This window comes from Streptomyces sp. 796.1 (assembly GCF_047525675.1).
In the GTDB taxonomy this organism is placed as follows: domain Bacteria; phylum Actinomycetota; class Actinomycetes; order Streptomycetales; family Streptomycetaceae; genus Streptomyces.
Genome location: NZ_JBLIWA010000001.1, coordinates 229,992 through 244,521 on the forward strand (window position 1 = coordinate 229,992; position 14,530 = coordinate 244,521).

General features: G+C 69.4%; 11 protein-coding genes. 10 read left to right on the forward strand and 1 reads right to left on the reverse strand.

Going from position 1 to position 14,530, the window contains the following annotated elements; genetic code table 11:
* Window positions 1-292: 292 nt before the first annotated feature.
* The 4 genes from ACMA1D_RS00845 to ACMA1D_RS00860 are packed head-to-tail and all read left to right on the forward strand — an operon-like array spanning window position 293 to window position 8,262.
* Entirely contained in the window at window positions 293-1,807 is a 1,515-nt protein-coding gene (locus ACMA1D_RS00845; RefSeq protein WP_414721868.1) for a hypothetical protein, read from the forward strand.
* The gene (locus ACMA1D_RS00850; protein WP_414721869.1) at window positions 1,804-2,646 is read left to right on the forward strand and encodes a hypothetical protein; all 843 of its coding nucleotides are present in this window, start codon (window positions 1,804-1,806) and stop codon (window positions 2,644-2,646) included. Before ACMA1D_RS00845 ends, ACMA1D_RS00850 begins: the two co-directional genes overlap by 4 nt.
* Window positions 2,639-7,090, forward strand: a complete 4,452-nt coding sequence (locus tag ACMA1D_RS00855; RefSeq protein WP_414721870.1) for a hypothetical protein — start codon at window positions 2,639-2,641, stop codon at window positions 7,088-7,090. The genes ACMA1D_RS00850 and ACMA1D_RS00855 overlap by 8 nt, the downstream gene beginning before the upstream one ends.
* On the forward strand, window positions 7,087-8,262 hold the full coding sequence (locus ACMA1D_RS00860; RefSeq protein WP_414721871.1) for a Wadjet anti-phage system protein JetD domain-containing protein: 1,176 nt from the start codon (window positions 7,087-7,089) through the stop codon (window positions 8,260-8,262). The genes ACMA1D_RS00855 and ACMA1D_RS00860 overlap by 4 nt, the downstream gene beginning before the upstream one ends.
* A gap of 224 nt (window positions 8,263-8,486) precedes the next feature.
* Here the strand turns inward: ACMA1D_RS00860 and ACMA1D_RS00865 are convergent, their stop codons facing one another.
* Window positions 8,487-9,041 (reverse strand): TetR/AcrR family transcriptional regulator, encoded by a 555-nt coding sequence (locus ACMA1D_RS00865; RefSeq protein WP_414721872.1) that lies wholly within the window; start codon window positions 9,039-9,041, stop codon window positions 8,487-8,489.
* Window positions 9,042-9,642: 601 nt separating this feature from the next.
* On the opposite strand from ACMA1D_RS00865, the gene ACMA1D_RS00870 reads away from it, so the two are divergent.
* From ACMA1D_RS00870 to ACMA1D_RS00895, 6 genes are all read left to right on the forward strand, one after another.
* Window positions 9,643-10,101, forward strand: coding sequence for a hypothetical protein (locus ACMA1D_RS00870; protein WP_414721873.1), 459 nt, complete (start codon window positions 9,643-9,645; stop codon window positions 10,099-10,101).
* A gap of 316 nt (window positions 10,102-10,417) precedes the next feature.
* Window positions 10,418-11,122 carry an adenosylcobinamide amidohydrolase gene (locus ACMA1D_RS00875; RefSeq protein WP_414721874.1) on the forward strand — a complete coding sequence of 235 codons (705 nt, stop codon included), beginning with the start codon at window positions 10,418-10,420 and terminating at the stop codon, window positions 11,120-11,122.
* Window positions 11,123-11,218: 96 nt separating this feature from the next.
* Entirely contained in the window at window positions 11,219-11,578 is a 360-nt protein-coding gene (locus ACMA1D_RS00880) for a DUF6204 family protein (protein WP_414721875.1), read from the forward strand.
* A 1,099-nt stretch (window positions 11,579-12,677) separates the two neighbouring features.
* Window positions 12,678-12,965 (forward strand): hypothetical protein, encoded by a 288-nt coding sequence (locus tag ACMA1D_RS00885; protein WP_414721876.1) that lies wholly within the window; start codon window positions 12,678-12,680, stop codon window positions 12,963-12,965.
* 57 nt (window positions 12,966-13,022) lie between these two features.
* Window positions 13,023-14,042 (forward strand): hypothetical protein, encoded by a 1,020-nt coding sequence (locus ACMA1D_RS00890; RefSeq protein WP_414721877.1) that lies wholly within the window; start codon window positions 13,023-13,025, stop codon window positions 14,040-14,042.
* Window positions 14,039-14,479 (forward strand): hypothetical protein, encoded by a 441-nt coding sequence (locus tag ACMA1D_RS00895; protein ID WP_414721878.1) that lies wholly within the window; start codon window positions 14,039-14,041, stop codon window positions 14,477-14,479. Before ACMA1D_RS00890 ends, ACMA1D_RS00895 begins: the two co-directional genes overlap by 4 nt.
* Window positions 14,480-14,530: the final 51 nt, after the last annotated feature.

Consider the following 14,530-nt stretch of genomic DNA (forward strand, 5'->3'; position numbering starts at 1 on the left):
GCGGTTCCGACCATGCCGTGGCGGCTTGTCGATCAATGTGAATCTCCTCAACTCCCGGCTTGATCATTTCGATCGTGCGAGTGGTGGAGGGGTGGTGATGACGCGTGCTCGGCGAAGCGTCGCCCCCTGCCCCGCATTACCGCGAGGCGGGAGAGTTCTCGCAACGAAGGGGATGCGCCAGGCGGATTTGATCATTCCCCTCCATGCCTTTGGCCTGAGCTTCACCTTAAGTAGTTGGCTGGAGATCTACGTTTCTCTTTGGATTATCCGAAGAAGAGCTAGGCTGCCCACCGTGTCGGAAGACGATCTCATTGGAGCGCCCGTGCTGCCCGAAGACGGGCTGATACGCCGGGTCAAGGCCCTGGCCTGCACGGCTCCGCTCCAGGCGCTGGAGGCGAACAAGGGCTCGCTGGGCCGGGTGCGCGCCGACGGATACCAAATGGTGGAATTGGCCCTCCACGCCATCGATCAGGTCGCCATGGCGATGGACTTCGAGAGCGGTGCGCAACACGCCAACGTCATCCGCCAGGTCGCACGCTTAGCGGCGGCCCAGGTTCCGGAAAATGACGCGGACGACCACCGGGCCGTGGCCGATTGGGTTCTCCAGAAGCTCATCAACGTCGGAACGATCGATCGGAACTTCGTCTGGAAGTACGGCAGGGCCGACGAAGACGGCACCTACCAGTTGCACGACTGGCCCTTCCGACTTCTCGTGGAACACCCGGTCCGGCACACCAACGAAGTCGTTCTCCGAGTGACCGACGAAGCCATCAACGTACTGGTCGGTGCACTCGACACGGATGTGGAATCCGCGCAAGTCGCGGCCGAGTACAAGCTGGAGAACCTGATCACCCGGGGCCGGCTCGCGGACGCCAAGCTCGCCGCCGAACAGGCCAGGTACCGCACGGTCCAGTACGGCGAGTACCTGCGCCAGTACCTGGAGGCCACCAAGCGGGACGTGCGGACGGTCGACTGGGAGGAAGAGGTTCCCGGGCTGCTGGACGAGGCACTGAAGCACATCGAAGGGCGCTACCGGCACGAGAACGCCATCCTCGCCAACATCACGGACCAGCGGGACCAGACCACCGACGCACGCAAGAAGCTCCAGGCCGCCGAACTCGTGGAGATCGTGCGCGACTGCATCAACCGGCACATGCAGTTGCAGAGCAAGTTGCAGGGGGCCGGCGCGCTCTTCCGGGCCGAACAGGACCGGCAGCAGTTCGCCGGACCGCCCAGCCGCCCGGCGCTCGACGTGTACGGCCAACTGCTCATGCCCCTCCTGGCACTGCCGGTCAGCCAGGCGGCCGGGCCGGCGGCGGGCTTCTTCCGCGCCGGGCTGGCCCCCGTAGCTCCGCCCGTACTGTCCCTCGCCGCGCTCACCGGGAGGCTGCTGCGCCCCCGGTTCGACCGACCGCTGCACGCCGGTGCCGTACCCACCCCTGATCTGGCAGCGCGCCTGGACGACGGCGGCTTCACCGATGAGGAGAAGCGCATGGGCGATCACGTACTCGACCTGGAGGTCGGGGACTGCCGTTCCCTGAACGCCCTCCTGGAGGCCGCCCGGCGGCACGGTGAAGGGGTCGAGCGGTACGTCATGCACCGCGTGGCCGGCGCGTTCAGCCCGGCCGTCAGCGAAACCCTGCTGCGCGGCGAGGGCGACGTGCTCGTCGCGGTGCCCGACGGGACGCGGATCAGCAGTCCCCAGGTGGGCGGCGACGGCTTCGTGCTGTCCCGGGTCGCCGTGGAAGCGGGGACCGACTGGATGGAAGACCAGAACGACGCCGAGGACGAGGAGACGCACCCGTGACGCTGACGTTCACCGCGGACGAGGGCGAGGACGCCGCCCGCCTCATCGCGTACGCCGTCCGGGTCAGGCTCCGCCCGGCCAAGGACGGCGCGTACAAGGCCCTGGTGGACAGGTACCAACGACAGGAGCCGTTCCGTCTGCTGGTGGACCGGGTCGCCGCCGGCCTCGGGCTGCGGGTGCTCGGGGCGGCGAGTGACATCGGCCTTGCCCTGGCCGCCACGCCGCACTCCGTCTTCGAGACCAAGATCGAGGACTACGCGGTCAGGACCAAGTACCGGGGCGAGGGCGAGAAGCTGCTGCACGGGATCGTCCACCTGGCGGTGGCCGCACTCGCCTTCCCCCGGCCCGACGACCTGGCCAACGACACGTACACCGGCCGTGTGAGCGTCGACGCCGTCGACCGCGCCGTCCGGGACACCTGCGACCGGCTGCGGGAGAAGTCACGAGCGGCCGACGACAGCACCGACCGCCCCACGGACACGCCCGAGTTGGAGAAGACCTGGAGCGCGTACGTGCGCCGCCCGGAAGCCTCCCTGACCAAGGACAAGCGCCTCGCCTCCGACTCCACCCGGGCGCTGATCACCAAGGCGCTGCGGTTCCTCGAAGAGCAGGGGTTCCTGGTGCTGGCCGGCCGCGAGGACGACGGCTGGTACCGCACGACGCCCCGCTACCAGTGGCAGGTCAGGGAGCTCGCCGAGACGGCGGCCTTCGAGGAACTGCTGAGCCTCGGCGTGGTGCCGCTGTCCAGCAGTGGCGTACTCCGCGCGAAGCCTCCGTCCGACGCCGCCGACCGCGCCGACGCGGGCCCCGACGCCGAGCGGGAGAACGCGGGTGTTTGAGCTGTCGCGCGTCCTGCTCCGCGGCGTCGGCCCGCAGGGAGCCAGGTACGAAGACGTCCTCCTCGACTTCAGCGGACACGGCCCCGTCGTGGCCAACGGCGATAACGGGCTGTTCGGCCTGGGGGAGGCGCCCCGCCGCCCCTCGCCCGCCTCACTGATCTTCCTGGAGAACGGCGGCGGCAAGTCCGTCCTGATCAAGCTCATCTTCTCGGTCGTACTGCCCGGCCGGCGCAACACCGTGGGCACCACCAACACGAAGGTGCTGGACAAGTTCGTGCTGGCCGGCGACGTGGCGCACATCGCCCTGGAGTGGACCCACGCCCGCACCGGCAGCCGCCTGATCACCGCCAAGGTCTCGCAGTGGCGAGAGGACCGCCCCTCGGCCTCCAGTACCCCGCGCGAGGTGTGGTACCACTTCACGCCCGGGCGCGACCTCAGCCTGGACACGCTGCCCATCCAGACCAACGGGCACTACCGCGGCCTGGACTCGTACACGGACGTGCTCCGCCACGCGCAGGAGACGGAGCCCCGGCTCGGCCTGCGCATGTACCGGATCCAGAACGAGTGGACCGAGCGCCTGGAACAGTTGGGGCTCGACCCCGAACTCTTCCGCTACCAACGCAACATGAACACGGACGAGGGCGAGGCGGCCGACGCCTTCTCCACCGGCTCCGACCTGGCCTTCGTCAACTTCCTGCTGACCGCCGTGCTACCGGTGGAGCCCGCCAGGAAGCTCGCGGACATCATCGACGGGTACGCCGAAAAGCTCGCCGACCGCGGCGCCATGACCCTGGAGCGGGACTTCGTCAGAGCCGTACTCGACGTCCTCGGGCCCCTCGACACGGCGGAGGAGGCCCGCAAGGCAGCCGCCGAGCGGGAATCCGCCACCCGACGGGCGGTCGACCAGTGCATCGGACAGGTCCGGGTACGGGCCGCCCGCGAACGCGAAGTCGCCCTACAGGCTGATGAGTTGGTGCGGCGGCTCAAGGACGACGTCCGTCGATCGGGACTCCGTACCGAACACGCCGCCGGCGTCGCTGGACGCCTCCGCATCCTCGTGGCCGACCTGCGCTGCACCCAGACGGGCGCGCGGCACCGCGCGGCACAGACCGGCTGGCAGCGGGCGAAGGACACGCTGCGCGCCTGGCAGGCCGTGCAGCCGACGGCCAGGTACCTGGACGCGGTGGAAACGGTCAAACGACTGCGGCACCAGGTCGCCACGACCGAGGCCGCGGCCCGCCCGGCGCTCCAGGCCCGGGACGCGGCTGCGCAGCGGCTGGTGGGCGCCCTGCACGCCATGGCACGGAAGCTGCGGGCCGAAGTGGAACGGCACGACACCCTCGCCCGCGGCCACGAGGCCGCCGCCGTGAAGGCACAGCAGGCCCACGACCAGGCCGTCAGCGCGGCGGCCGGCCACGAGGCCAAGGCCACGGCCCTGCAAGCACGGATGAGTGAGGTCGCCGACGAAGTCCGCCAGGCCGAACAGGACGGTACGGTCCCCGACGGCCTCACCGTAAGCGAGTCCATCGACCGGGCCGAGACCACGGTCACCACCCTCAAGGAGGGCATCGCCGGCAGGGAAGCGTCGGTGGCGCGCCTCGAAGCCGAACACGGTCACGCGGTAGCCCGCCGGGAAGCGGCCCTGAAGCAGTTGCACGGGGCGGAACGCCGCCTCGACCTGGCGCGGGAGGCGCACCAGGCCGCGCACACCCGGATGACCCGACTCGCCCGCGACCTCGCCGAGGCCGGTCTGTACTCCGGCCAGGAGGCCGATTTCGACGGCGAGGCCACGGGGCTGGTGAGCAGGCTGAGCCGGGCACGCGACCAGATGGAACTGGCGCGGATCGAGGTGCGCGTGGCGGCAGCGGGCGACGCCAGGGCACTGGCCTCGCTGGAACTCACCGAACTCCTGCCGGCCTCACCCGAAGCGGTGCGCGCCTGTGAGCTCCTCAACGCGGCGGGGATCAGCGCCTGCACCGGATGGCAGTACCTGGCGTCCATTCCCGGAGCGGAACGCCGCAAGGAAATCGTCGACCACGTACCGCAGTTGACCACCGGTGTACTGATCAACCGACACGACCAACTCGCCGACGCACGGGAAGTGCTGGAGAACGCGGAGGCATGGCCGACGGGATTCGTCGGAATCGGCTCGACCCAGGCGATCTACGAAGACGCCGACCGGCGCCTGCCGGCGGGCGTGTCGTTCGTGGTGCCCGCACACCCCGCCCTTTACGACAAGGCCGCTGCCCAGACCGAACACACCGCCCTGAGCGAGCGCCAGGCGCAATACCGCGACCGCCTGGCGGAACTCGACGAAACCCTGCGGGCGCACCAGACCTTCCTGGTGCGCATCGACCAGTGGCGTACGGAATGCCCCGCCGGCCACCTCGCGCTACTGGGCGAGGAGCGGGACAACCGCGAAGAAGAAGTGTCCGTCACCCGCCTCGTGGTCGAACAACACGAGGAAGCACTCAAAGCGGCGGCCCTGGAACTCAAACAGGAACGCGAAAGAATCCCACCGCTGCGAGAGCAGTTGCTGTCGACCGAGATCGGGCTGAACGCACTGCGGGCCCTGCGCCGGCGCGAGGAACAGGCCGTTCAATGGGCCACCGAGTCAGCCGCGCACATCGAGGCCACGCAGGCATGCCGCACGGCAGCGGAAGAAGCGGCAACCGAGGCCCGGACCTCCCGGGACGGCGCCGCCCAAGCCACCCGCCAGGCAGATCAGACACGCGCAGCCGTGCAACGCGTGACGGAGGAATTGACGCCGCTACCCGCGTACGACCCGGAGGCAGGCGACGAGCCGTCCGACATTCCGCTTGAGGTCCTGCGCCTTGCCCACCGCAAGGCGTCCGAGGAATACGACCGGGTCTCGGTCGGCGCGGATCTCAAGGCCGACCTCCGCCATGCCGAACTCCAGGAACGCGATACCGGAGAAGTCCTACGCGACCACACCGAAGAGGCGCGGGAGACCGCCCGCGCCTTGCTGAAGGGCCCCGAAGGGACGGACACCGCCTCCCGGGCCGCCGCCCTGGTGCGGTCGGAGGACGAGGTGGAGAAGGCGCGCCGCAGCATGGACGCCCTCCGTGACGAACTCCAGCGACACCGCGCCGCACTCGACCAATTGCCTCCCGTTCCCGACGACATCGACCTGGCGCCTTACGGAGAGCCGCAGAACATCGCCGACGGCGAGGAACTGATCACGCACGCCGAACGAGGACTTGCCCAAGCCACCCAGAAGCAGGGTGAATTGCAGCATCACCTTGAGGCCGCCACCGTGACCCAGGCCAGCGCACGCCAGTCGAGCCGAGACTTCAAAACCCTCGTTGACCTCTTCGGCGAACCGGGCACCACGGACACCGCATTGCAGCCGTTCGAGGGCACCGCTGCCGACGCCCGCGCCCACTACGACGGCCTGCGGGCCGAGCACGAGTCGGCGCGAGCGGCGAGCAATTCCGCCGAGCACGCCGTACGCGAAGGGGCCGACCGTCTCGCCGGCATCGCCACCGACGCCCAATTCGCCAAGCTGCGCTCACCCAGTCAACAGATCATGGCGCGGACGGAACGGTCCCACCTCCCACGCTACGCGGGTCAATGGGCCGCCGACCTCCGCCCCCGGCTCAAGACGCTGGAGATCGACCTGGAATCGATCGGCCGGCACCGCAAGCAGATCGTGCAACAACTCGGTCAGCAGGTCACCGACGCCCTGCGGACCCTCAGGCGTGCCGAGCGGCTTTCCCGACTGCCCGAGGGGTTGGGAAGTTGGTCGGGAGCCGAGTTCCTCCGGATTCGCTTCGCCGAGATCGACGAGGCGGCGCTCTTCGACCGGATGAGCCAACTCATTGACGAAATAGCCGAGGAAACCACCCGCAAGGACAGCCGGTGGGACGCCAGGCAACTCATCCTCAAGGGGGTCGCGGCAGCAGCCGGCCCCAAGGGCTTCCGCGTCACCGTACTCAAACCGGATCAGGTACTCGACATCAGCAGAGTACGGGTCTCGGAGATCAAGGAAGTGTTCTCCGGAGGCCAGGTCCTGACGGCGGCCATCGTCCTGTACTGCACGATGGCAGCACTCCGCGCCAACGACCGCGGGCGAATGGCGCACCAACACGCCGGGGTGCTCTTCCTCGACAACCCCATCGGCCGGGCCTCGGCCCTCTACCTCCTGCGGCTCCAGCAATCGGTCGCGAAGGCGCTCGGCGTCCAGCTCATCTATACGACCGGCCTCGGTGACCTGAATGCACTGGACGCCTTCCCGCTCGTCATCAGGCTCCGAAATGACGCCGATCTGCGTGCGCGACGCAAATACCTACGCGTCGTGGGGGAATTCGCGAAGACGCTGGACGGCTCGCTGACCCGGACTGACCGGAATCGCCACCACCAGGGCCAGGTCACCGCAGCCCGGTACTTCCACGACAAGCAGGCAGGAGAGACCGAGAGGTGAGCCCGGCCGCCGACACTCCCAAGGAAGAGTTGTACGAAGGGCTCCTGCGCCGTGCCCGCGCGCAGCGCTGGCGTGCCGGTAGCCGCAAGAAGATCACGCAGGCGGAGCTCTTCGAGGAACTCCACAAGGTGCGGATTCCGTCACCGGAAAGCGAACTGGACGAGGTCGTACTCACCCGTTGTCTGGACGCCCTCGCCGCAGAGGGCCGCCTCGCGCTCATCTGGGCCCGCTCGCCGCGCAAGGACCGTGTCCCCAGCGGTATTTACCTGCCCGCCTCGGCAGCTCCCACCCCCTCTGAAGTGCACGACATCGGCATCGTCCACCACGACCTTTTCCGCCTACTCGAAGGGCAGCTTCGGGTGACGGAACAGCAACGGATGGCATACCGGGCCATCAGCGACTGGCTGCACACGGTGCGGGAAGTGCAGCGGGACGTGATGGACGTGCCGCGGCGGGAAAGGTCCTTGCAGATCTTCGGCAAGCGTGAGTACGGGAACTACTTCCCGGAAGCGGAGAAGGCGCTCGACGGCAAGAGCTTCGGCGGCCCGCTTCTCCAGCGACCGGAAGAATTCAACCGGCTCATCCGCGCGTTCCCGACCGACCCTCCCGGCATGAACGCGCATTTCTCGGACCTCCACCTTGAGGAGCGCTCCACTTCCTGGCAGGAAGGTGACGTGCTGCTGGTCGTCGAGAACTCCGCCACATACTGGTCACTGGTGGAGCAGTTGCGCACGATGGAACACCGCATCGGCTGTGTCGCCTGGGGAGTCGGGGCGGCCTTCTCGGCCGCGGTGCGCACCCTGGTGCACGCGCACGTCAACACCGGGCACGAACGGCGCCGCGACATTCGAGAAGTGCGCTATTTCGGCGACCTCGACAAGAGCGGCCTCACCATTCCCACCCTCGCGGCCGAGCGAGTGGCCGACCACAAGCTCACGGTGCGCCCGACGGTCGAGCTCTACAAGGCATTGCTACGGCTGGGCACGCCCATGCCGGCCAAGAAGAGCGAACGAGCCGGCAAGGTCAGCGCCGCCGCCCTGGTCGACTGGCTCGCCGACCCATACTTCGCGGAAGTGACCGACCTACTGGACCGCGGCGAACGCCTGGCCCAGGAATGGGTCGGCCGGCAATACCTGGCCCGCAATACGGAATGGCAGAAGGATGTGCAGTGACGCGACGCGTGGGCTGGGGGCCGAGCGTGCAAGAAACGAGTGACGCACGCATCGGCGACGCTCAGCCGCCCTGGAATCCTTCTTTTCAGGAGCGGCTGACCGGGTCGCCCTGACCCCAACAACGCCGAAGCCCACCACCCGATCACCGCCACACCCGCCACCCCGCCCCACCGCGCGGCACCTCAACCGCGCCAACCCACCCCCGCCACCACACCCCCCACCTCTCAGCCACCCCCACCCCCCACCGCACCACACACCCCGCACGCCACCTCCGCCAACTTCTCCGCCAGGCCCCGTGGGTCGCGGCGGAGGAGGAAGAGCCAGGACATGACCGTGCCGCCCATTACGGCGTGCACCAGGTCGACGTCCGGGAGGGCGGTCAACTCGCCGCGGACCAGGGCGCGTTCGAGTAGTTCGGTGATGACCGCTCGCTGGGAGTCGATGAAGGCCGGGGTGAACCGGTCGACGAGGGTTGGGTCGTTGGCCGTCTCGGCCAGCAGGTTGAGGACCACGCCAGATCCCGCCGGGTTCGCCAACTGGCCGATGATGACCTCCGCCAGTGCGGTCAGGTCGCCGCGGAGCGAGCCGGTGTCGGGCGGGGCCTGGATGGACGCGTCGTGGACGAGCGCCGCGAACAGCATCTCCTGCTTCGAGGCGTGCCGTCGGTAGATCGCGGCCTTTCCGACGCCCGCGCGGGTGGCCACCGCGTCCACCGTGACGCGTGCGTAACCCACTTCCCCCAGGAGTTCGCGTGCGGCTGCCGCGATGGCCAGATCCACGCGGTTCTCACGGGGGCGGCCGGTTGGTTGCGCTGCTCTCTCCACTGTGCCAGCATACGACACCACGAGTTCCGAAACTCACCGTTCCGTAACTCGTTCGCCCTGGTGAACGTCGTACGAGGAGCGTCATGCACCGTCTGAAAAGGGGCTGTTGCCGTGCCAGGCACGGCGGGGCCCCGCGTCTTCCCGGTCGCCTCCCCCGCGTCGGCGGGACGCAACGGTGTGTGGCTGAATGTGCAACTCACCTGTACCCCCGGTTACGGGTGGGTCGTCCTCGCGTCGTTCGCCGACTGCCGCCCCGCCTCCTGCCTGGTGCGGGACGGGGCGGCAGCGGGCGGTGGCTGCACGCGGCACGGCGAGGTATCGCCCGTCGCGTGCAGTAGGTCGGGGCCGGTCGGCGAAGGCGTCATCGCCAGGGGCGCCGTTCGCCGGCCGGCACCAACAGGGGACCGTCGCAGCCTGTGCGGTGCCACGGACTCTCCTGATGAGTGGTGGGCGTCGATTTCACGGTTCCAGGACCGGATACCGACCCCCATTCGTACGTCCTCAAGCGCCACTCCGGCGCTTGCTATTCGAATTCCTCGTTAGGGAGAACTTCGTCATGGGACGATTCACCAAGGCCCTCGCCGTGCTCGGCGCGGCCTCCGCGGCCTTCATCAGCTTCGGATCCGCACCCGCCTCCGCGGCGGCCAAGGACGGCGCCTGGATGGACGTGCGGCCCGAATTCACCAAGAACTGCGGCCACACCACGGCCATTCTGTACGCGAACTTCTGGGGGCAGTCCTGCATCGTGGACAACGGGAAGGGATACGCCCAGGCCGTACTCATCCTGTCCAACCAGACCGATACCGCAGTGACGTCCGACAACTACGCGTGGTCCGACGCGATTTACGGCTCGTACTCGGCCTGCCCCACCAGAACCATAACGGCCGGCAAGCAGATCGCCTGTGTGAGCCCGACGGAATTCGTGGGTCGCGGCCGGGCGCTCAAGCTGTACCACGCCACCTATGCGGGTGCTCGCGTCGACTACACCTCCGACTACTACTACGCCATGAAGTAATCGACCGAGATGCCCGGGTGAAACAGCCGACGGGGTTGCGTGCGCGGCGGTTCGCCCTCGCGTACGTCAGCGTCCCGGCGTGATCGGCCCGCCGGCCGGAATCCACCTACCCGGCCGGCGGGGCGATAGCCCCTGACCAGCGCGGGGCGCCCCACAGTGACGTGGGCCCCCGTGCCTGGCCGGTTACAGACCGTGCGCCCCGCAGCCGATCGCTCGAAGGCGCGCCCCGATCCGGCGCCCGGCACGACGCCGGAACGCCGAACGTGCCGGGCGACGTACCATCAGCGGGCCCCCACCCGTGAGGAGTCCCCGCAAGGTGACCGCCGTCCTTCCATCGCCCCGCCCGACCGCCGGGTTGTTGCCGGTGCAGCGACTCACCCGAGTCGAAGACGGTGAACGACTCGACAGCCTGCTGTGGCGGGCGGGCGCGGGATGGCGGATGATCAGCAGCTCCGTCCTCGGTGGCGGCATCGGGGAACGCTCCTGGGTCCTCAACGCCCAGGTCTCCCACGGCTACCGCCGCACCGACCCGGATCGGCACCTCGGCGAGCTGGCCCGGGCCGCCGGAGCCGAGGGGGCCGGGGTCGGGTTGATGACGGCGGCCGACGTCGGGGCGTACGGGCACGCGCGGGACGGAGGGGTCGAAGCGGTCGCGACCGCGGGGCTCGGCGTGCGCGGCTGGGCCGCCTCGCCCATCGAGGGCGGCAGCACGCCGGCCCGGCCCGGCACGATCAACATCGTGGTGGCGCTGCCGGTGGCACTCACTGACGCGGCGCTGGTCAACGCGGTGTCGACCGCCACCGAAGCCAAGGTGCAGGCGTTGCTCGACGTCGGCCACGACTGCTCGGGCACGCCGACCGATGCGGTGTGCGTGGCAGCCAGGTCGGTCCCGCTCCCGGGCGAGGAAGTGCACGCCTTCGCCGGCCCGCGCTCCCGATGGGGTGCCCGGCTGGCGCGCGCCGTCCACCGCGCCGTCGCCGCCGCGGCTGGCCACGAACGCGTCCCCGCAGCGGGCCGCTGACCTCGACGGGAGACCGTCGCGACGCTCCCGCCAGCCGTTCCGCACGCAGCCGGAAACGCGGTGGAGCCGCTGTGGTCCGCTGGCTACTGTCGCAGGATGAGTACGCGTACTTTCCGGATCATGGTCCGCGGTGTCTTCCACGAACTCAGCGCCGAGCAGCGCGCCGAACTCCTCGCACACGCAGCAGAACACGACGTCCTGCGCGCGGCCTTCACGCCCGAGGGGCACCTCAGTTACGACCTGGCAGCGCGGTCCGCCTTCACCTTCCGGTTCCTGGACTCCGGGGAGGAGGAAGAGGACATCCTGCTCGCCACCGAACGCGCCGAAGAGGCCGCCAGGGCATGGCTGACCGAGCGCGGCTACGGCTACAAGAACCTCAGGTCCCAGGCCGAGGACCGGTCCCAGGCCCCACTCGGCAAGCGGCAGCGCCGGGCCGCGGCCCAGCACCAGCGCTGACCCCACTACCCACCGCCACAACAGCTTCCGCGACCCACACCCACCCCCACGCCAACATTCGTAACCCACCCCCAAACCGCCACCAGCTTCCGCAACCCACACCCAAACCCACCCCCCACGCACTGGCTTCCGCAACCCACGCCAGAAGCACACCCACAAGCACACCCACCACCCACACCAGCAACCCACACCCACTCGACCAGAGCCACCCATCGCGTCAGGGTGACGGTGCGCCGGCTGACCCACCCGGTTCGTCGGCGTACGGCCACCCCACGTCCCGCCCACCCCTCCCGTACCCCGCCCGCCCCCGCATCCCCGCTCGCAGCTCTCTCGGCCTTGCGAACACCTCGCGCCGTACGGGGATGAGAAGGGCAAACCCCAGCAAAGGCGTTAGTCGTTCAAGCAGACGAATTGAGCGTCGCGTCACGTCCGGGGCCGGAGTGTTCCCCGGTCCACTGCGCGGCCTGGATATTTGCCGAGTGAAGGTATTTCGTGCCTGCTGTGCGCAGGCGGTGCCCGCTCTCAAGCGGTACCCCGGCCTCTTCCGTCGATGAGCTGTTTGCTCTCGCGCTTTGCGATTTTCCCATCTGCACGCGCATCAGGGGGTGCATGTGATGGTCGCGCCTAGATGCTTTCTTCGTCAACTTCCCGGATTGCCCAACACCCGTCTTCACCTGGTGCTTTATCGAAATCGCTCAAGAAGTGAACACAATGCGGCGATCAACTTCGATCGTACGTCTACGCAAAACGAAACCAAGCGATTGTCAATGCGCGTCATCCGCTTGAAATGCGTCAGCCATCTTCCACCTTGCAGGGTGGAGTCGCTTGCATGGCGGGAAGCCCCTGATCGCAGAGGAATAGCGATGAGGGGCAATGTGGTGGAATGGCAGCGCGCAGCCGGCTGATCGCGGGCTGAGATGGCAGTGGCCCCGGGCTGCATCCCGAGGCCACCGCAGGTCATCGACAATCGAAGAAAGGACTGAGCGTGACCCATAGAGAAAGCCGGGAGCAGGCATGTGCTTCCCGAGCAGTTCCCCTCGGGATTATCCCTGCCGAAAAGGCCGGCGAAACGCACGCCACCGCCCACGATGCGCCGTGGATGGAGGCGAGCCTGCTGATCGCCCTCGGCGTACTGCTGGCCGCCGCCGTCCTGCTGCCCGGCACCCGCCCGGCCGGGTACGAGATCTCGGGGTTGGCGCTGCTCGTACTCCTCGCCCTGACGAGCCTGGCCGACCTGGCGCCGCGCGGCCAAGGCGCTGCCGTGCGCGGCTCCGGGACCACGGCCCGCCGGGCGGTGCGGCCCTTCGCAGCCGGGCCCGCGAAGTCCCAGGGCGAGCCCCGGCCGACCCCGCGGCCCGTCCACCGCTTGGAGAACACCCGGCGGTGACCGCTGGTGCCCACCACGCGATGGGCGACCACACCGGGCCGGCGAAGGGAAGCCCCCATGGCAACGCCATCGGCAGAAGCGCGGTGTGCCTTCTGCGGAGACAACATTCAGCCGACGAAGAAGGGCGGCGGACGCCCCAAGGACTACTGCGGACCGAAATGCCGCTCGCGGGCGCATCAACAGCGGGAGCGCGAACCGGAGACGGCCAGGCCGCCGCGCGACTCCTGGCAGGTGATCGTCAACGATCTGACGACCCGTGCACGACGACTCGACCTGGTGGGCAGCGGCCGGCTCGCGGTCGTTGCGGAACTGACCGAGGCGATGCGCTACGACGTGGCCTGTCTGACGGCAGTCGCGGTCGACGAGGCTCGACACGAGGGTTGGACCTGGGCACAGATCGCCACCCAGGTCGGTGTGCCCGAAGCGTCGGCCCGAGCGCACTGGGGCGGAAGCCGCGTAGCGGCCCGGGTCGCCGGACGCGTCCCCGCGCAGGCGCCGCCACCCGACGCGCTCCACGACCCACCGCCGATCGGCCGTGGAGCGGGGCACCACCCACTGGCGTTGCCCCGGGCGTCGGGCGACGTGCGGGCGCTGGGTTGTGCCCTGTACACGCTCCACCAACGGAGCGGCACCAGTCTCGACCGCATCGCGGCCGTCACCGACCTCCCACCGACCGCACTGTCCCGCCTGCTGGACGGCACGCTCGTCCTGTCGTGGTCGGAGGTCTACATGGTCGCGCACGCTCTGGGCGGCGAACCCGCCGACGTGCGCCTGCTGTGGGAGTGCGCGTGGGGCCAGCCGTCGGTGGCCGACCCGCGGGACGGTACGGGCCGGTTGGCCGCGGCGCTGCGCGGTGCCCGGTTGGCCGCCGGTTCGCCCGGGGTCGCCGCCAGTTGCCCACCCGGCGTCGACCCGGCCGATCTGCGCATGGCCCTCCAGGGCCGGATCACGCTGGACTGGCCCGTACTGCGCGACGTCGTCGTGGGGTGGGGAGCGGACCCACGACGGTTCAAGCCGCTGTGGAAGGCCGCCCGCGTCGAGCGGCACACCCTCAGGGAAGGGGTGCGCAGGCCGTGACCGGAAGCGAGCGTGAGCCGGCTGCGCCGCCCGCGTTCTGCCTGGAGTTCCTGGCCTTCTGCGACACCCACCGGGCCGGGTACCTGCGCTACGCGCAAGCCAGGATCGAGGACCGGCACGCCGCCCGGGACTGTGTCGATGCCGTTCTCGACGGGGCGGGCGCGTGCTGGCCCGCGCTCCTCGGCAGTGCGCGCCCGGCCGCCAGGGTGTGGGCCGACCTGCGCCACGCGACGGACCACCGTACGGCTGCCGCACACGCCGCCTCGGGCCGGTTCCACGCGGTCTTACGGAGCGACCAGGCCGACATGATGGTCCTGCACCACGGGCTCGCCATGCCCGTCGGCCAGGCCGCCGGGCTGATGGGGCTACCTGACCACGAGGCCCGTGCCCTGCTCCGCGGCGCGGAGCGGGAGCTGAAGCGACTGCCCGACCACTGAGCCGATCCGACCCGGTGCGGCACACCCTCCGGACGGGTGTGCCGCACCGGA

What these genes read in the sequence shown, in the direction of transcription:
- ACMA1D_RS00870 (WP_414721873.1), top strand. Translation starts at nt 9,643, where the DNA reads ATGGGACGATTCACCAAGGCCCTCGCCGTGCTCGGCGCGGCCTCCGCG.
- ACMA1D_RS00880 (WP_414721875.1), top strand. Translation starts at nt 11,219, where the DNA reads ATGAGTACGCGTACTTTCCGGATCATGGTCCGCGGTGTCTTCCACGAA.
- ACMA1D_RS00885 (WP_414721876.1), top strand. Translation starts at nt 12,678, where the DNA reads ATGGAGGCGAGCCTGCTGATCGCCCTCGGCGTACTGCTGGCCGCCGCC.
- ACMA1D_RS00890 (WP_414721877.1), top strand. Translation starts at nt 13,023, where the DNA reads ATGGCAACGCCATCGGCAGAAGCGCGGTGTGCCTTCTGCGGAGACAAC.